General features: G+C 69.4%; 15 protein-coding genes, 1 pseudogene and 1 riboswitch. Of the genes and pseudogenes, 9 read left to right on the plus strand and 7 right to left on the minus strand.

Annotated elements, in window-relative coordinates; all coding sequences use genetic code 11:
* From AC1DP1_RS14930 to AC1DP1_RS14965, 8 genes are all read left to right on the plus strand, one after another.
* Complete coding sequence (locus AC1DP1_RS14930) at positions 1-1,413, plus strand: CpaF family protein (protein WP_477507476.1); 1,413 nt, start codon at positions 1-3, stop codon at positions 1,411-1,413.
* Between the two features lie 14 nt (positions 1,414-1,427).
* Positions 1,428-3,311, plus strand: a complete 1,884-nt coding sequence (locus tag AC1DP1_RS14935) for a type II secretion system F family protein (protein WP_477507477.1) — start codon at positions 1,428-1,430, stop codon at positions 3,309-3,311.
* A 3-nt stretch (positions 3,312-3,314) separates the two neighbouring features.
* Positions 3,315-4,235 (plus strand): type II secretion system F family protein, encoded by a 921-nt coding sequence (locus AC1DP1_RS14940; RefSeq protein WP_477507478.1) that lies wholly within the window; start codon positions 3,315-3,317, stop codon positions 4,233-4,235.
* Between the two features lie 7 nt (positions 4,236-4,242).
* Positions 4,243-5,808 (plus strand): sensor histidine kinase, encoded by a 1,566-nt coding sequence (locus AC1DP1_RS14945; protein ID WP_477507479.1) that lies wholly within the window; start codon positions 4,243-4,245, stop codon positions 5,806-5,808.
* On the plus strand, positions 5,805-6,452 hold the full coding sequence (locus AC1DP1_RS14950) for a response regulator (protein ID WP_477507480.1): 648 nt from the start codon (positions 5,805-5,807) through the stop codon (positions 6,450-6,452). Before AC1DP1_RS14945 ends, AC1DP1_RS14950 begins: the two co-directional genes overlap by 4 nt.
* Before the next feature lie 570 nt (positions 6,453-7,022).
* The gene (locus AC1DP1_RS14955; RefSeq protein ID WP_477507481.1) at positions 7,023-7,205 is read left to right on the plus strand and encodes a Flp family type IVb pilin; all 183 of its coding nucleotides are present in this window, start codon (positions 7,023-7,025) and stop codon (positions 7,203-7,205) included.
* Positions 7,206-7,287: 82 nt separating this feature from the next.
* Positions 7,288-7,461, plus strand: a complete 174-nt coding sequence (locus AC1DP1_RS14960) for a Flp family type IVb pilin (RefSeq protein ID WP_477507482.1) — start codon at positions 7,288-7,290, stop codon at positions 7,459-7,461.
* Positions 7,462-7,610: 149 nt separating this feature from the next.
* Positions 7,611-8,963, plus strand: a complete 1,353-nt coding sequence (locus AC1DP1_RS14965) for a hypothetical protein (RefSeq protein WP_477507483.1) — start codon at positions 7,611-7,613, stop codon at positions 8,961-8,963.
* 13 nt (positions 8,964-8,976) lie between these two features.
* Here AC1DP1_RS14965 and AC1DP1_RS14970 read toward each other — a convergent pair whose 3' ends face one another.
* The 6 genes and pseudogenes from AC1DP1_RS14970 to AC1DP1_RS14995 form a co-directional block, all read right to left on the minus strand.
* Entirely contained in the window at positions 8,977-10,164 is a 1,188-nt protein-coding gene (locus tag AC1DP1_RS14970) for a hypothetical protein (RefSeq protein WP_477507484.1), read from the minus strand.
* A gap of 73 nt (positions 10,165-10,237) precedes the next feature.
* On the minus strand, positions 10,238-11,164 hold the full coding sequence (locus AC1DP1_RS14975) for a C40 family peptidase (RefSeq protein WP_307821103.1): 927 nt from the start codon (positions 11,162-11,164) through the stop codon (positions 10,238-10,240).
* 99 nt (positions 11,165-11,263) lie between these two features.
* Positions 11,264-11,398, minus strand: a riboswitch (cyclic di-AMP (ydaO/yuaA leader).
* Positions 11,399-11,614: 216 nt separating this feature from the next.
* Positions 11,615-12,547: pseudogene (locus tag AC1DP1_RS14980) on the minus strand (acyltransferase family protein); the annotation flags it as partial.
* Positions 12,548-12,579: 32 nt separating this feature from the next.
* Positions 12,580-12,786, minus strand: a complete 207-nt coding sequence (locus tag AC1DP1_RS14985) for a hypothetical protein (protein ID WP_477507485.1) — start codon at positions 12,784-12,786, stop codon at positions 12,580-12,582.
* A gap of 65 nt (positions 12,787-12,851) precedes the next feature.
* A complete protein-coding gene (locus AC1DP1_RS14990) occupies positions 12,852-14,093 on the minus strand; it encodes an NYN domain-containing protein (protein ID WP_477507486.1) in 1,242 nt (413 codons plus the stop codon).
* Positions 14,094-14,103: 10 nt separating this feature from the next.
* Positions 14,104-14,379 carry a hypothetical protein gene (locus AC1DP1_RS14995; protein ID WP_457185347.1) on the minus strand — a complete coding sequence of 92 codons (276 nt, stop codon included), beginning with the start codon at positions 14,377-14,379 and terminating at the stop codon, positions 14,104-14,106.
* 106 nt (positions 14,380-14,485) lie between these two features.
* Between AC1DP1_RS14995 and AC1DP1_RS15000 the strand changes: the two genes are divergently transcribed.
* Positions 14,486-16,276: a DEDD exonuclease domain-containing protein gene (locus AC1DP1_RS15000; protein WP_477507487.1), complete on the plus strand. Its 1,791-nt coding sequence runs from the start codon at positions 14,486-14,488 to the stop codon at positions 16,274-16,276.
* A gap of 94 nt (positions 16,277-16,370) precedes the next feature.
* Here AC1DP1_RS15000 and AC1DP1_RS15005 read toward each other — a convergent pair whose 3' ends face one another.
* On the minus strand, positions 16,371-17,954 hold the full coding sequence (locus AC1DP1_RS15005; RefSeq protein WP_477507488.1) for a hypothetical protein: 1,584 nt from the start codon (positions 17,952-17,954) through the stop codon (positions 16,371-16,373).
* Between the last annotated feature and the right edge of the window lie 26 nt (positions 17,955-17,980).

A 17,980-nucleotide genomic window follows, 5' to 3' on the forward strand; every position in this document is an offset into this window, starting at 1 on the left:
ATGGGTCTCACCGACAGACTGGCCGCCGCGCAGCGCGTGCGCAGTGAGGGCCCACAGGTTTCCCAGGAGAAGACTCCTGCGACCACCACGACCGCGACGCAGACCGCTCCCCAGGCGGGCCGTGCCCAGGCGCGCGACCCGTTCGAGGACGTGAAGCGGGCCGTGCACGCCCAGCTCGTGGCATCGCTCGGCCCCAAGCTCTACGACGTCCACATGACGCAGAGCGAGCTGGAGAGCAACGTCCGGCTCGCGCTCCAGGGCGCCGTCGCTGCGACAGACGTCGTCATGTCGGGCGCCGACCGCACCCGGATCACGCAGGAGATCTCGGACGACATCCTCGGCTACGGCCCTCTCGAGCCGCTCCTGCGTGACCCCGACCTCACCGAGGTGATGGTCAACGCCTACAACTCCATCTACGTCGAGCGCAGCGGAAAGCTCGTCAAGACCGGGACGAGCTTCTCCGACGAGGCACACCTCCGTCGCACCATCGACAAGATCGTCGGCAAGATCGGTCGACGCGTCGACGAGGCCAGTCCCATGGTGGACGCCCGCCTTCCTGACGGGTCTCGTGTGAACGCGATCATCCCTCCGCTCGCCCTCGACGGGTCCAAGCTCACCATCCGAAAGTTCTCGGAGGATCCGTACACCGTCCAGGACCTCATCAACTTCGGCAGCCTCACGAACATGTCGGCGAGCCTGCTCGAGGCCTGCGTCAAGGGCCGGCTCAACATCCTGGTGTCGGGTGGAACGGGCGCGGGCAAGACGACGACGCTCAACGTTCTGTCGTCGTTCATTCCGGACGACGAGCGGATCGTGACCATCGAGGACGCTGCCGAGCTCAGGCTCGGGCAGGACCACGTCCTCCGGCTCGAGTCACGACCGCCGAACATCGAGGGCAAGGGCGCCGTGCTCATCCGCGACCTGGTCAAGAACTCGCTGCGCATGCGGCCCGACCGCATTGTCGTCGGTGAGATCCGTGACGCCGCCGCCCTGGACATGCTGCAGGCGATGAACACGGGTCACGACGGTTCCATCTCGACGCTCCACGCAAACACCCCGCGGGACGCCCTCGCGCGACTGGAGACGATGGTCCTCATGGCCGGCATGGATCTTCCTGTGCGGGCAATCCGCGAGCAGGTGTCCAGTGCGGTCGACCTGATCATCCAGCAGACGCGTCTCAAGGATGGCTCGCGCCGCATCACGGCCATCACAGAGATCGTGGGCATGGAGGGCGACATCATCACCACGCAGGACGTCTTCATGTTCGACTTCTCGGCCGGCGTGAACGACCAAGGGAAGTTCCAGGGCGAGCTCATCTCCACCGGACTGCGTCCCCGGTTCCTCGAGCGACTCGCGGACCACGGGGTGCACGTCGACCCCGCGGTGTTCGCCACGCGTGGGGGCGTGCGATGAGGATCGGCCCCCTGGTGGCTGCCGCCGCCGTGGTGTGCGGAACCGCGTTGGTGGGAAGTCCCGCCAGCGCGTCCGACGAGATCACCATCGACCACGTCCAGGCGACCGACGGCCAGGTCTCGATGCTGCTCGGCGTCGGCCGCCTGCCGGGTGGCGTCAGCCCGGACCTCGACAGCGTCGCCGTCACGGTCGACGGTGAGTCCGTCACGGCCTCGGCCGAGGACGTGGAGGGCGGTGAGGTCGAGCGCACGACCGTCTTGGTGCTCGACGCGAGCAACAGCATGGAGGGCGCGAAGCTCGAGGCTGCCACGGTTGCCATCGAGTCGTTCCTCGACACCGCTCCCGAGGACGTGCGCATCGGTCTCGTGACCTTCGCCGGCTCCGTCCAGGCATCTGTCGAACCGACCACCGACCACCAGTCGATCATCGGCGAGCTGGAGAACCTGCAGCTGAGGCCCGGTACCAAGCTCTACGACGCCGTCGCTGCCGGCGTTGAGCTCGCGGGCGACGACGGCGCCCGTTCTCTGCTCGTCCTGTCGGACGGGGCGGACACGGGCAGCACGTCCACGATCGATGAGCTCTCGACGGCCGCGACGGATGCCGGGGTCGTGGTCGACGTCGTAGCGCTGGGTCAATCCGCCGAGCAGGAGGCCACGCTGGACGGTCTCGCGTCGGCCGCCGGTGGCCAGGTCATTCCTGCGGAACCCGAAGCGTTGGGAGGTGTGTTCTCGGCCCAGGCGGAGGCACTCGCGTCGCAGGTGTTGGTGACGTTCGAGCTGCCCGTCGGTGTCGCCGGAGAGCAGACCGTCGAGACGTCCCTCACGGTGGGTGATGACACGTTCACCGACTCCGCGTTCGTCACGCTGGCCGCCTCAAGTACAGCGGCGACATCGAAGGTCGTTCACCCCGGTAAGCCCATCATCGGCCGCACCGGATTTCTTCTGGGCGCGCTAGCCCTGGGCCTTGGGCTCGCCGGTGTTCTCGCCTTCGCACTTGGTGGCGGTTCGTCCAAGTCACTGAGTGATCAGCGGTTGAGTGCCTACTTCGAGCAGGGGGGCCCTGCGAAGTCCGTCGACGGCCGCAAGAGCCGAGCGAAGGCGCAGGGCAGCCTCAAGGAGGCTGCAGTAGGGCTTGCCGGCCAGGTGGTCAAGGGAGACTTCGAGGACCGGCTCTCCAAGCGGCTGGCTGGCGCTGGATCGTCCCTCAAACCCGCGGAGTGGCTGCTGCTCCACGCCGCCATAGCTGTGGGTGCTGCTTTCGTGGGCTTCATCCTGAAGGGCGGCTTGCTGTCGATCGTCGCCCTCGTGGGCGGAATCCTGGTGCCATGGTGGTGGCTCAAGCGCAAGCACTCGAAGCGGTTGGCTGCCTTCAATGCACAGCTGGCAGAGACGCTGACGCTCATGGCAGGCGGCCTCTCTGCGGGATTGTCCCTCCCCCAAGCGGTGGACACCGTCGTCCGCGAAGGACACGAGCCCATGGCGAGCGAGCTCGGGCGTGCGCTCATCGAGCAGCGCCTCGGCATCCCGATCGAGGAGACCCTTGAGAACGTCGCCGCCCGGATGGAGTCCGAGGACTTCTCCTGGGTCGTCATGGCCATCCGGATCCAGCGTGAAGTCGGCGGCAACCTGGCCGAGCTGCTCAACACGGTGTCGGAGACACTGCGTGACCGCGAGTACTTGCGCCGCCAGGTCAAGGTGCTGGCCGCCGAGGGAAAGTTCTCCGGCTACGTGCTCACTGCGCTACCAGTTGGTTTGTTCGTCTACATGATGCTCTTCAAGGCTGACTTCGTGGAACCGCTGTACACCACCGGAATGGGCTACGTCCTTCTGGGGGTTGCAGTGACGATGCTGGCCGCCGGCTACTTCGTTATGTCTCGGCTCACCAAGATCAAGGTGTGACACATGTTGCTTCTCATGGGAGCCGGTCTCCTTTTCGCCGCCCTCGTCCTGGCACTGTCGATCATGGGTGTCCTCACGAGCGAACGTCGCGCCGTGGCCCGCTCCGTTGCCGCCGTTCAAGCCATCAACTCGGCGCCCAGCCTCATCGACGACGAGCTCGACCGGCCGTTCGCTGAGCGGGTGATCGCTCCCCTCGGCGGACGTCTGGTCGGCGTTGGCCGCAAGGTCACGCGCGCGGACACAGCCAGCAAGATCGCGCACCGACTCGACATCGCCGGAAATCCGCCCGCTTGGGACGTCAACCGCATCATCGGCCTCAAAGTCCTGGGGCTCGGCGTCGTCGGCATTCTCGGCTTCTTGTTCTGCCTCTCCCGTGGCTACGCGATCGACCGTGTCCTGCTCTTCACGGCGGGTTTCGCCGCCTTCGGCTACGTCCTGCCCAACCTGCTGCTCAAGAACGCCGGCGACAAGCGCGAGACGCTCATGCGCAACTCCCTACCGGACGCCATCGACCTGCTCACGATCTCCGTCGAAGCTGGCCTCGGGTTCGATGCCGCCGTCGCGCGGGTAGCCAGGAACACTTCTGGTCCTCTGGCTCAGGAGTTCTCGCGCCTGCTCCAGGAGATGCAGCTCGGCATCGGCCGCGCCGAGGCGATGCGCGCGATGGGCGAACGGACCAGCCTGCCCGACCTGAAGTCGTTCTGCCTCGCCATGGTGCAGGCCGACAGCCTCGGCATCCCGATCGCGCGCGTGCTGCGCATCCAGAGCCACGAGATGCGGACCAAGCGCCGCCAGCGCGCCGAAGAGGCTGCCCAGAAGGTGCCGGTCAAGATCCTCTTCCCGGTCATCTTCTTCATCCTTCCGACCATCTTCATCGTCGTCATCGGCCCGGTGTTCCTGTCGATGGGCGACCTGTTCGGGTGATCCTCCAGTGATCATCGACCTCGTCGCGTCGTCCGAGCCGAGGGGAGCGGCTCGGCGAACGTGGCGGATAACGACGGCGGTGCGGGTCTTTGCCATCGCTCTCTGTGTGGGACGGGCCGTGTCATCCGACGGTGCGACCGCCATCGCCATTCCGATCGTGGCGTTGGCGCTCGTAGCGACACTCGCCAGCTTGGTCGAGGGCATTGCGGCAGATGGACTGCAACGGTGGATCCCGATCGCGGAGGCGCTCCTTGTCGCCGCGGTCGTCGCCCTCAACCCGTCCCAGGAGGAGTCGATCCTCCTCTACCTGACCGTGCCAGCCCTGGCCGCCGGGGTCCGGCACGGCTGGCTCTCGGCGACAAACACCTTCCTCGTGTCAGCGGTGGCACTCGCGCTGGGAAGCGCGTTGCCCAGCGCGCCATTCGACGTCGATCGCTTCCAGGCGGCCGGGTTCTGGCTGGTCACCGGGCTCGGCATCGGCGTGCTCGCCGGCGTCCAGACGCGCAGCATCCGTGATCTTGAACAGGGGCAAGCTCCCTACGTCGCCACTCATCAGCTCATGAGCCAGCTCCACTACCTCGCCAGCCGCGGCGAGGTGGGCCTCGACAGCGTCAAGCTCGCCACCGAGCTTGCCGGACGGCTGCGCGACGGCACCGGCGCCATGGGTGTCGYGGTCTACGGTCACGCGTGGGGACAGCCGCTCGTGCAGCTCGCCGGCCAGGGCGACACGAGCTCACTGGCCAGCCATGCCTTGGGGGCCAACCACGAGCACAAGGACGATGTGCTGGTGATCGGCCTGCGCGGCGCCGGGCACCAGCTCGGCAGCGTCGTCCTCAAGCGTGCCGATGGATGGACCGACCAGTCCCGGGCCGTCGCCCAGACCGTCGCCGACGAGTTTGCGCTGCGCCTCGACACCGCCGTCCTCTTCGACGAGGTCCGCCGCCTCGCGACCGCTGAGGAGCGCAAACGGATCGCCCGTGAGATGCACGACGGGGTCGCGCAGGAGCTCGTCGCGCTCGGCTATCTCGTTGATGAGATCGCCTCGATCTCGGACGAGGCTGAGACCGTCGTGCTGGCCGAGAGCTTGCGAGCGGAAATAAGCCGGGTCGTCGCCGAGATCCGGTACTCGATCCTCGACCTGCGACACCACGTCACCGACCACCGACTGTCCGGTGCGCTCGCCGACTACGTCCACCAGGTCACCCAGGACATGGATCTCCGGGTCAACCTCACCCTCGACGAGTCCGGGCCAGCCCTTCCGCCGAGGACCGAGTCGGAGCTGCTCCGTGTAGCGCAGGAGGCCATCGGCAACGTGCGCAAGCACGCGCACGCTGACAACCTCTGGGTCACGCTTGTCTCCGACGGCACGACCTTGCTCCTTGAGGTCGAGGATGACGGTGTCGGCAACGCCAGGCCGAGGGATCGCCACTGGGGGCTGCAGAGCATGCAGGAGCGCGCCGCGGCCATGGAGGCCTCCCTTGAGGTCACGGCCCGTCGGGGCGGCGGCACCATCGTCCGCCTCCAGTCGCCCCCCAGCACCCCATTCGCCACCGCCACCAAGGAGTACGCATGACCACCCGTGTCTTGCTCATCGACGACCATGAGCTGATCCGCCAGGGACTGGCGCGCGCCTTCGAGCGCGACGACGACATGACAGTCGTCGGTCAGGCCGGTTCCGTCACGGAGGGCATGACCGCGTTCGTCGGGCTCGATCCCGACGTCGTCGTGACCGACCTCGAGCTACCCGACGGGCACGGCCTCGAGGTGGTCCGCAAGGTGAGGGCGACGACCGACACGGTCGGTCTGGTCGTGCTCACCATGCACGCGGGTGACGACCAGATCTTCGCCGCGATGGAGGCAGGTGCGTCCGCCTTCGTCGGGAAGGACAGCAAGGCGACGGACGTGGTGAGCGCGGCCAGGCACGCGGCTGTTGCGCCCCGTACGTTCCTCTGTGCCGGTCTCAGTGCGGCGATGGTGCGTCGGGCCACGGCACCCGCCCCCCCGAGGCTGTCGGCGCGTGAGGACGAGGTGCTCGCGCTGCTCGCCGACGGAATGGGCACCGGCGAGATCGCCGTCAACCTGTACATGAGTGAATCCACCGCCAAGACGCACATCACGCACATCTACCAGAAGCTCGGTGCGGCCAACCGCGCGCAGGCGCTCGTCGCGGCCATGCGGCTGGGCCTGCTTGACCACGCCTCGTCGCAGCGCTTCTGACTGTACTCATCGGTGAATTCTCGTCTGGCTACGGGCGCCGCTCCGTTGTCGGCAGCACCAGTTCCACGACGACACCGCATCCAGCGAGCCTGGTCATGTGCTCGGCGGAGGGCCTTGACGGCGGCGGCCACGTGGTCGTGGGTCCCGGCGAAGGCGCTCGGGTGGTCGTCGATCGACTCCCCAGTTGCCGGCTGACCTGCGGTCGGCGACCTGGCCCGCCCGCGTCGTAGCTTCAACGCACACGGGCGCAAGGAGCCAGCGCGGGCGTCAGCGTTGCCCCATCGGTGTCGGTCCTGTTCTTGGCCAGGTCCAGTCCGAGCGCCCAGGCCTTCGCCGCATCTCGATGAGACCGCGTCGTCACACGATCTCGACCAACGAGCCCGATCGGGACATCGAACGCCGACCGGGCCACCCAGGAGGCCAGCAGGGTGACCCGGAGATAGTCACAAGGGGCTATCCAGAGCGGGCCGATCACCCGATCCGGAAACCGCCAAGACTTGGCAGAGTCTTCCTCGACGGGCTTCGCGGCTCGCAACCGAGACTCATCACACAGACAACAAGGGGAAAACCATGCTTGAGAAGTTCATCACCCTCATGATCGTCGGCCGCGACGAGGACAAGGGTGCCACCGCCACGGAGTACGGCCTCCTCGTCGGTCTCATCGCGCTCATCATCGTCGTCGGTGTCGGCCTCTTCGGCAACGCCCTCAACACCTTCTTCAGCGGCCTCGCTGGCACCGTCGGCAGCTGGTGACCATCAACTCCTGACGATGAGAGGTCGGCCATTCCGTCTCGGAGTGGTCGGCCTCTTTCTGTCCCACTTGAGAGGAGACGCCGTGAAGGACATCGATGCCCCCCAGGAGCGCGACGAACGGGGTGCCACTGCAACCGAGTACGGCCTCCTGGTCGGCTTCATCGCGATCGTGATCGTGGTCGGGGTGGGGCTGTTCGGCGAGGCACTCAACACCTACTTCGACGGACTGTCCACCTGGCTGGCCACCGTCATCTGACACATCCAGCGCCCTGCCACACTGGCGGGCTCGATCTCGGGACGGGGCACGTGATGCGGCGTGTGGGGACGACCGCAGCTGCACCTGCGGGAAGCGCGGAGGAACGAAGTGGCTACTCGGTGATCCCGGGGTGGCTTCCCTTCGGGCTGATGGGTGTCTTCCTCGCTGCAGTCGCACGCCAGGGCGTGCAGGCCATCTCCGACCCCGACACGTTCTGGCACCTACGCCTGGGACACGACATCCTCGATACTCGGTCGGTCAAGACCGTGACCGGCCCATGGAGCTCGCTGTCCGACCAGCCGTGGGTCCCGACCCAGTGGCTCACCGAGGCGGTCCTTGCGTTCGCTGAGGACGTGGGGGGGCTTCCCGCCGTGGCGTGGCTCTTCACCATCGCGCTTCTCGTCCTTGTGCTCCTCGTCCACCAGCTCGCCCGACAAGGGTCCGACGCCGTGCCAGCGGCCTTCACCACCGGGCTGACCATCGTCGCCATGTCGGCGAGTCTGTCTCCTCGACCGCACCTGATGACCTATCTGCTCCTGTGCGCCACGCTCATCGCGTGGCAGCGCACGGCTGAGGACCTTCGACCGCGGTGGTGGCTCACGCCCCTCACCTGGGTGTGGGCGATGTCCCACGGCATGTGGTTCGTCGGCCCCCTCGTCGGCCTCGCAGTCGTCACCGGGTTGGTCCTGGATCGACGGGTGGACAGGTCGCAGGTACTGCGACTCGTTGCCGTACCGGTGGCCAGCATCGCTGCGGCTGCGTTCACCCCGGTGGGTCCTGACCTGCTGGGGGCACCCGTGGCCGTCGCGGGCGTGGGTGCGTTCATCACCGAGTGGCAGCCACCGTCGTTCCGGTCACCCGGTCCAGCAGCCGCCGCCCTCATGGTGGCCGTCGTCGTCACGGCATGGGCGCGGTCGCCGCGGAGGGTCCCCTGGGTACACATCGCGCTCCTCGCGCTTGCCGGCGGATGGATCCTGCTGGCGACCCGCACCGTGGCGCTGGGTGCCCTGATCGCGTGTCCGTTGGTTGCGGCGACCTTGCAGGACCTGATGGCACGCGAGCACCGCTTGCCCAACCGCCGCGAGACCTGGTCCCTGGGAGTGGTTGCCGGCGTCATTGCCTGCATGTCTGCGGTCGCCGTCCCCAGCACTGCAGCGAACCCGGAAGGTGTACCTTCTGCCCTCGCGCAGGAATTGGACGACCTGCCGGCAGGCGCTGTTGTCCTCAACGCCTACGAGCTGGGCGGTTGGCTCCGGTGGAAGCATCCCGATCTCGAGCCCGTCGTCGACGGGATGTCCGAGGCGTACTCCGTCGAGCACCTGCAGGGCTTCGGACGTGTGCAGGCGATGGCTGCCGGCTGGGAGACGACGTTCGATGAATGGAACCCGGCCGCAGCCCTCGTGCTCGACCGGTCCCCCTTGGCGACGGCCTTGGCAGAGCGGCGGGGATGGACCGAGGTCGCCCATGACGAGGGCTACGTGCTGCTCGAGCCACCTCACTGATCCGACCCGCTGATCAGCGCCCGGAGAGCAATCGGAGCCTCGCGCGCCAGAGCGGGGCGAGCGCCAGGACCGGCAGCCCCGAACGTCGAAGCACGACCTCGACCGGCGTCCCCCGAGCGGCAGCGGCGTACACCGCCACCAGGTCCCGCTCCCCCAGCCTCTCGGCGATGATCCGACACGCGAGCCACGCCTCCTCGTAGCGGGCCTGCAGGTCGTGCGCGCGGGTGTCGAAGTCCGCCGCGGTCGGGAGTGCGTCCGGTACGCCGTCGCGCCTGGCCGCCGCGACTGCCCGTCCCAGGGTGACGCGGTCCGGCAGTCGCGTCCCACGGAGCGCGACGTAGTCAGCGAAGCCCTCGAGCAGCCACGGCTCGACCGGTTTCCGCACCGCATCGGTCGCGACATGGACCAGCTCGTGGCTCATGACCACCTGCGCGCCCACGCGGCGCAGCCCGTCAGTGAGGTCGGGGTTCACGAACACGTGGACGGGCCCGTCACCGTCCGAGGCTCGCCCGACCGGAGCGGTCACCGCAGCGATCCCGGCGTAGGTCCCGGGTCGCACGCCCAGGGTCTCGTCGAGCGCGGCTGCGGTGGCGGGCACCTCCACCACGACGGGCGAGCTCCATTCCGGCAGGACGCGCCGTACGACGTCGATGCCACGCGCCGCTCGTGCGGCCGTGGCCTCGGCGACGCTCGAGGGCCCGTCCGCCATCACCAGGACGTCGCCCGACCGGGTGACCGACAGGCGGCCATGGAGCCACAGCGGAAGGCGAGTTCCCGCTGCGTCGGACGGCGCGAACTCCACGATGCCCAGTCCCCCGCCACTCGGCGCGAAGCTCACGACCACGTCGCTGCGCGCCGGCGCCGCGTCGAAGCCGCGCACGCGCCAGGTCAGCTCGGCCACGCCGCTCCACGAGCCGTCCGGGGCGACGGCGCCCAGCTGGTCGACATAGCGTGCGTCCACGCCCGCGAGGTCGAGCGAGCGGACGTTGGCCGCGATGCCCGACAGCAGCTCGTCCGCGGCCGGCACCTGAGGGGGCGCCAGCTGCGCCAGGGCCTGCCCGTCACGTGCCTCGACGGCCTCGACGAACGCAGTCAGCGCGGCCGTAGCCTCCGCGGGACTCGCCCGCGGCGCCTCGGTCGGCTGAGGAAGCGCCACCTCTTGCCGGCCGTCCCGGGTGAGGACGACGACCAGGACGACCACCAGGACGACCCCGAGGAACAGCGAAAGGCCGGCCGCCCACAGGAGTGGACGACCGGCCTTCGATGTCTGCTGGTCAGCCAGGGCGGACCGCGCCGACGAAGGGCATCGAGTAGAGGCCCGAGACGGCGACGCCGGTGCCGGGGTTGGCAGCGTGGACGATCATGCCGTTGCCGATGTACATGCCGACGTGGCTGATCGGGCTGTAGTAGAAGACCAGGTCGCCGGGCTGCAGGTCGCTGGCGGCGATGCGCGGACCGGAGCTGAACTGGGCGCTGGACGAGTGCGGGAGCGACACGCCGGCCTGGGCCCAGGCGCGCATGGTCAGGCCGCTGCAGTCGAAGGCGTTCTCACCCATCGCGCCGTAGACGTAGGCGTCGCCCACCTGTGCCATCGCATACTGCACGGCCGCGGCGGCACGGCCGGACGCGGGGACGGAGACCGAGCTGGGCGCGCGGGTGGTGGTGCCGCGCGAGGCGAGCACGCGCTCGCGCTCCTCGGCCTCGAGGTCGGCGAGCAGGTCCTTGGCCTCGGCCAGCTTGTCGTCGACCGTGTCCTTCTCGGCGCTCAGCTGCTCGGTGATCTCAGCGATCTCCTTGGTGCGGGACGCGGTGGCCTCGCGACGGATCTCGAGGGCCTCGAGCTCGGTGTCGTAGTCGGAGAGCAGCGAGGCCTGGAGGTCGTTGAACGACGACATCGTCGAGAGCGAGTCGAGGAACGCTCCCGGGTCGTCGGAGACGACGATCTGACCGACGGTCGAGATGCCCTCTCCCTCGAGCTGGCGCACGACGGCGTCGGAGACCTGGTCGCGCACGGCGCCGAGGCGCTCGTCCTGGCGATCCTGGTCGGCCTTCAGACCGTCGAGGTCGCTTCGCAGGTCGGCGAGGTCGAGCTTGGCGTCGTGGAGGCGCTCTTGCGCCGCCTCGGCCTCGTGGTAGAGGCGGTCGACGCGAACCTTGACGTCCTTGATGTCGGGGTCGGCCTGCGCGGGGGTTGCAGGCACGAAAGCGATGGCAGCGATCGCGGAGAGACCAAGAACGGTCGCGCCAACTCGCTTGCGGGTGTGAGCCACGAGCGGGGGAACTCCTCGGGGTGTCGTACGCCTACCAGGTGAGCTGACGGGTTCGGCACGACTGGCCTACTCCTGCTCCTCGTGCCGCTCGCGCAGCACGCCTCGCAGGCGATTCACCCCAGGGGGAAGTGTGGTTCCCCGGCTCGTCGACCACGGGTGATGCGGGGGTGTGGTCCACGACTCGGCGCGACGTCCGCGCGGGCCTGGTGACCCACTGCCACGGACGTCAGCCCACACCTTAGACCGCTCGTCCGGGCCTCGCCAATCTTCGCCACGACCGATGGGACTTTTCTTCAGGAAGGGTTCCTCAACGCACCGCCACGACAGATGGACGATCGCTCCGGTGACGAAGAGGACGATCGTCCAGGCGACCAGCTTCTGGCCGGGAGGGGCAAGGCTGGCCAGCGCGAAGAGCGGATAGTGCCAGAGGTAGAGCCCGTAGGACCGCCGCCCGAGGAGCACCAACGGGGATGACGCCAAGAACGTGGCTCCACCCGCGGCCACATGCATGAGAACGAGCGCCGTCAGCAGTGGAACGAAGGTCGTGACCGCGAGCATCTCCCACGCCAGCCCGGCGAGTGACATGGCGGCCAGGGCCGCCACGACGACGACCGACGTGCCGGCCCACCAGCACGTAGGCCCTCGACGCCAGAGATGCACCGCTGCCAGGCACCCGATCAGAAGTCCGTCGACGCGCATGTCGGTGCCGTAGTTGACGTGGAGGAACCCCGAGCCGTCGTCCCACAGGACCAAGCGTCCGAGGACGCTGACGAGGGCGAGCGTCACCACGCACGGCACCAGCCACCGTCCGCGCGCGCATCGGAGCAGAGCCATGAGGAGGAACGGCCACGCGAGGTAGAACTGCTCCTCGACGGCGAGCGACCAGGTGTGGAGGATCACCGTGTCCCGGGCTGCCATGGCGCCCGTGTAGTTGCTCACGTAGAACACCGCACCGAGGATGTCGCGCATACCGGGAACCACCGGGCTCTCGGAGACGACCCCGAGCGCAGCCATCGCCGCCAGGAAGAGGGCTAGCGCAGGAGCGAGCCGCCTCGCCCTCCTGGCGAAGAAACGACGCAGCCTCACGTTTCCATGATCCTCGATGTCCTGGAGCAGCAGTCCGGTGATGAGGAAGCCGCTGAGGGTGAAGAACACCGTGACGCCGACGGTGCCCGCCGCGTGGAGGACGCCGACCTGGGTGTGCGCCAGCATCACCAGGACGATGGCGAGGCCACGTAGGCCGTCGAGGCTCGGCAGGTGCGTCAGCCGCCAACGCTCGCCCGTCGTGTCCACGCCGGCCATCCTCGCCGACATCAGTCCGGCGCGAAGCGGCTTGACCGGATTGGTCAGGCGGACTCGACCACAGGTCCGCTCACCGGCTCCACGAGCCGTAGGGGCGGCACCAGGCCACCTGAGGCCAGCACGTCGAGCGCCGCCATCTCGTCGTCATCAATGGTCAGCTCGGGTGGTGGGCCGAGGAGCACCGTCACCACGCAGTCGTGGCAGTGCAGCCCACGCACCACGCAGGTGTCGCAATCGATCCGTGTCGTCATGTCCCGAACGGTGACAGGGGCCACCGACAACGCCTCCGCGGCGTGTCGCGCGCCGGCGTGTCGGGCTAACCGGCGATCACGCCGAGCAGCGCCGCCACGGGAACGGTTCTCGCTCCGTCACGTGCCACGTCGCGCGCGACTGCCTGGTCTCCGGTCACCACGACGACCACCCGCCCACGAGGCTCGGCTGCCACCAGCTGGCGGATCACGTCGTCGGCGATGACGCCCTCCGGGCTGAACACCACGCGGACGCCGCGGGGCGCCGGCATCGCCGTGCGCACCGTGGACTCCGCTGCGTCGAACACCACGGTCGTCTCCGCCCCCGTCCTCGCCACCAGCGGCCCCAGCGCAGCGACCAGTCGGCTGCGCTGTGCCTCGAGGCTCGCGCTGGGCCAGCGTTGCTTGGTGACGTTGTAACCGTCGATCACGAGTCGGGCCCGCGGCAGCGCGAGGGTCTGCTCGAGCAGCGCGGGTGTGGCCGGCGCGCTGGAGGAGGGCGCCGCCTCCACGCCTGCCAGGGCGGCCTCGACGGCATCGCCGGGAGCGCCGCTGACAGCGGGGAGGGCGAGCTCGCGCCGCAGCCCCGTCGCGGCGTCGACGACCGCGTCGAGCAGGAGCCGCGCCCGGATGCTCGCGGCGTCGCGCTCGGACCGCGTCTCGCGTCGGCTGGCGGCGAGGCCGGCCTCGGCCTCCTCCAGCTGGGCGCGCAGTCGTCGTACGTCTGCCTCGGCGGTGCGGGTCGCAGACGCTGCAGCAGCCAGGGCCTCGTCCCGGGCGGCGTGGGCCTCGTCCCTCGCCTGCTCGGCGGCACGCAGCACACCGCGTGCCTCGCCCAGCCTCTGGCGCAGCACCTTGTGGTCGGCCTTCGCGCGCTCGAGCTCCTCGCGGTGCTCCGCGCGTACGGCACCGAGCTCGGCCTGCAGCGCTGCCACCTGCGCGGTCAGGCGGGCGTGCTCGGCGTGGGCCTGCTCGTCGCGCTCCTCGTGCTCGCCCAGGGAGCCGGCGACCTCCGCGACGACGGACTCCCAGCCCTCGTCCCTGGCCAGCCACGCGCGCGCGGCGGTGTCGACCGGGTCGTCCGCAGAGGCCGGTACGACCGCGACCTGCACCGCCGCGTGCTCGCGGAACGCGGCGTCATCGAGGGCGGCCCAGATCGCCGACCCGCCGAGCCGGGCACGGCGCGCCGGCGCGAAGCCGGCGACCTTGCGGAGGGACGGCGGCACCGGTGCGACCGACGGCAGGACCGCCGAGACCAGTGCGACCACCCGCAGGCGCAGCCGCTCCGGGAGGGCCGCTGGGTCGGTCACCGACGTCCCGTCATCCGGCGGCCGGGTCGGCGGACGTGTCCGCCGAGGCGCGATCCACGACCTCGATGGCGTCGTTGCGTCCGCACCAGCGGCAGGAGACCGACTCGACCGCCTCAGAACGCACCGTCTCCTCCTCGACCTGGTGCTCGCCCGCGAGGTCGAAGTGCCAGTACTCCGTCGTACGACGGGTGCGGGTGACGTCGAAGCGGGTGAGGTTGCCGCAGCCGGCACAACGCCACCGCTCGCCGTCGCCGGGAACGCGGAGGTCGCTGGTCTGCTCGGGCACGGAGGTCTCCTCGGTCGTCGGTGGCCGCCCCTGGTGGGCGGGCGCGGTCAGCGTAGTCCGCGCGCCGCGGCCCCGATGTCGGATCCCACGTCTAGCGTCGTCGGACATGAGCACCACCGCCCACCGTCCGACGCGGGAGAGGTCCCGCTGGGAGGCGCAGCGCAGCTTCGACGAGCTCGGGCGGCCGCTGCGGGACCTGACCTTCTGCGTGGTCGACCTCGAGACGACGGGCGGTTCCGCTGCGGCCGGGTCGATGATCACGGAGATCGGCGCGGTGAAGGTCCGGGGCGGCGAGGTGCTCGGCGAGTTCCAGACGCTGGTCGACCCGCACACGGAGATCCCGGCGTTCATCGCGGTGCTGACCGGCATCAGCAACTCCATGGTCCGCGACGCCCCACCGATCGAGACCGCGTTGCCCGCGTTCCTGGACTTCGCGGCCGGGTGCGTCCTCGTCGCGCACAACGCACCGTTCGACGTCGGGTTCCTCCAGCACTTCGCGCGCGAGCAGGGACGCCCGTGGCCGAAGTTCGAGGTGCTCGACACGGCGAAGCTCGCACGGCGCGTGATCACCCGCGACGAAGCCCCCAACTGCAAGCTGTCGTCGCTGGCCAAGGTGTTCAGCTCGACCACGACGCCCAACCACCGTGCGCTCTCGGACGCCCGGGCCACGGTGGACGTCCTGCACGGCCTGATGGAACGGCTCGGCGGCCTCGGCGTCCACACCCTCGAGGAGCTCCAGACGTTCTCGGCCAGGGTCAGCACCGCCCAGCGCCGCAAGCGTCACCTCGCCGAGGGCCTGCCCCACTCCCCCGGCGTCTACCTCTTCCGCGACGACCGGGCGCGCGTCCTCTACGTCGGGACCTCGAAGGACCTCCGCACCCGCGTGCGCACCTACTTCACGTCCTCGGAGACCCGGACCCGGATGGGCGAGATGGTCGGCCTCGCGGAGTCCGTGACGGGCATCGAGTGCGCGACGCCGCTCGAGGCCGAGGTGCGGGAGCTGCGGCTGATCGCTGAGCACAAGCCGAAGTACAACCGCCGTTCCCGCTTCCCCGAGAAGGTGCACTTCCTCAAGCTCACCCGCGAAGCCTGGCCGCGTCTCTCCCTCGTGCGCAAGGTGCTCGACGACGACGCGGACTACCTCGGTCCGTTCTCCTCGAAGAAGACGGCCGAGAAGTGCCTGGCCGCCCTCCACGAGACCTTCCCCGTCCGGCAGTGCAGCGGACGGCTTCCCCTGACGCCCTCCCGGTCGGCCTGCGTCCTCGCCGAGATGGGACGGTGCCTGTCTCCTTGCGACGGCTCCACCGACGCCTCGACCTACGCAGCGATCGTCCGTCAGCTGCGCGACACGCTGCTGCGCAGCCCCCACGAGGTCGTCGAGGCCATCAACCAGCGCATGACCGCACTGGCCGATCGCGAGCGCTTCGAGGAGGCCGGCATCCACCGTGACCGTCTGGCCACCTTCGTCCGCGCCGCCGCCCGCACCCAGCGGCTGTCGGCGCTCACCCGCTGCCAGGAGATCGTCGCCGCCCGGCGGGAGGACAGCGGCCGCTGGTCGGTGCACGTCGTGCGCCACGGACGCCTTGCCGCAGCCGGCGTGATCCCGCCGGGTGCCGACGCCCACCAGTACGTCCGCGAGCTCACCGCGAGCGCGGAGACCGTCAGCGGGGCGCCCGGTCCGGTGCCGGCCGCGACCGCCGAGGAGTCGGAGAAGATCCTGCGCTGGCTGGAGTCACCGGGCGTGCGCCTCGTCGACGTCGACGGCGAGTGGGTCTGCCCCCTCGGCGGCGCAGCGCGCCACCTCGCGGTCTACGACGCGGCCAACGAGTCCCGTCTCTCGCTGGTGCCGTTCGACGAGCAGCGCCTGCCGTCACCGGTGCACCGGCCGCACCGATGACCGGTCGGACCGACGTCCCGGCCGTCCCAGGCCCGAAGTTGACCACAGGTCCCTCGAGGCGACGGGTCCACGAGGAGACAGCTGCTGCAGTCGCTCACCCCGAGGCGGTCACGACGAGCAGTCCGTCCACGCAGTCGTACCGGTCGACAGTGGCAGTCGTGGAACGCGCACTGACGACGACGGGCTCGCGCGCCGTACGCAGCGCCGCGCACTCGTCCGCAAGGCTCGGCCGATCGTCGATGACCGCCTCACCACGGAGGATCGAGAGGAGGGTTCGCGTCACGGCCGACTCCGTCGGAGTATCCAGCCAGACGCCGTGGGCCTCGACCGAGCCAGGCGCAACCGCTGCCCGGATCACCCGCGACGAGTCGACCGTGGACCACCAACCGAGCTGTGACCCTAGCGGAGTCACGAGGCCCCACAGGACGAACGCAGTCGCGGCCAAGGTGAGGGTTGCTCCTGCGAGGCGCACGGGGAGCACCCGCACAGCGGCAGCCCTGCTCATCATCACCGAACAGGGCGCGATGAGGATGATCCCGATCACGGCCGAGTGCCACAGGAGCTTCGTGGGGTAGTAGGCCTCCAAGGGGATCGAGAACGCAACTGCGATCCCGATGGCCACGAGAGTCGGGCCTGCCAGCACAGTGCAGGCGGCGACCGCAGACGTACGCGTCAAACGTGGGAGCACGCTCATCCCAGCGACGAGGGACAGACCCAGGCTCAGCCACGGAGGCGATCCGACAACACCGTGGAGGGACGCGTGCCCGGCACCGAAACCGGTGACAACGGCAACGACAGGCGGAAAGCACGCCACCGCGCCGGCAGCTGCCAGCAGGAGCACCTTGACGCTGGTTGCCGGATCGGGTTCCCGGCTGCGCCACATCAGGATCAGGGCAGGGAGGACGACAGCCGGCAGAAGGAGCTGCCACGTGTGCGCCATGAGCACGACCGAGCTCGTGAGGACCAACGCCCTTCGAACGGATGACCCGCGTTCGATGACGCACTCGCGAGCGAGCACAGCGAGGACGACAGCCGCGAGGACGGAGGTCTGGAAGCCCAGCGCCATCGTGTCGGCCATGAACCGCGGGGTGGAGACGACGAAGCCCGCGATGAGCGCAGATGCCATCACCTGGCGCCCCGAAAGCCCCACACCTCGTGCGATTGCAGCGGCGGCGCTGCTCGTGGCAAGGACGAGGACGGCGAAGAGGACCCACGTCGCCATCGCGTTCATCGCGAGGAAGCCCGGAAGCGAGTCGGCAGTCACGTCGCCGTCGAAGTTGAGCCACCCGATGGCGAGCAGGGCGTGCCACGCGCGTGGGTAGGGGTTCTCCGAGTAGTCGAGGGCTCCGTTGCCGACGATGTCCGCCACGTAGGCGAGATGGCGGACGTTGTCGCCGCCGAGGAACCACTCGACGCGACTCTCGCGCGCCACCACCAGCGACGCTGCGCCCACCACCAGCACCCAGCCGAACGGCGCGAAGCAGAGCCATGCACGCTCGGGAGCGCTGTGCGGCAGGAGGTAGCGCATCGCCACGACCACGCTCGACAGGAACAAGAGGATCAGCGCAGGCGCCACTGCAGGCGCCCGTAGCGGGGCCTGACCCAACCAGCTGATCCCCATCGCGGCGACCGTCGTCGCCGACGTGCCGACCACGAGGGCGACGGGCAGCTCTTCCAACAGCGCTTGGAGCGTGACGCGTCCGC

Source organism: Nocardioides sp. P4_G10, from assembly GCF_056401175.1.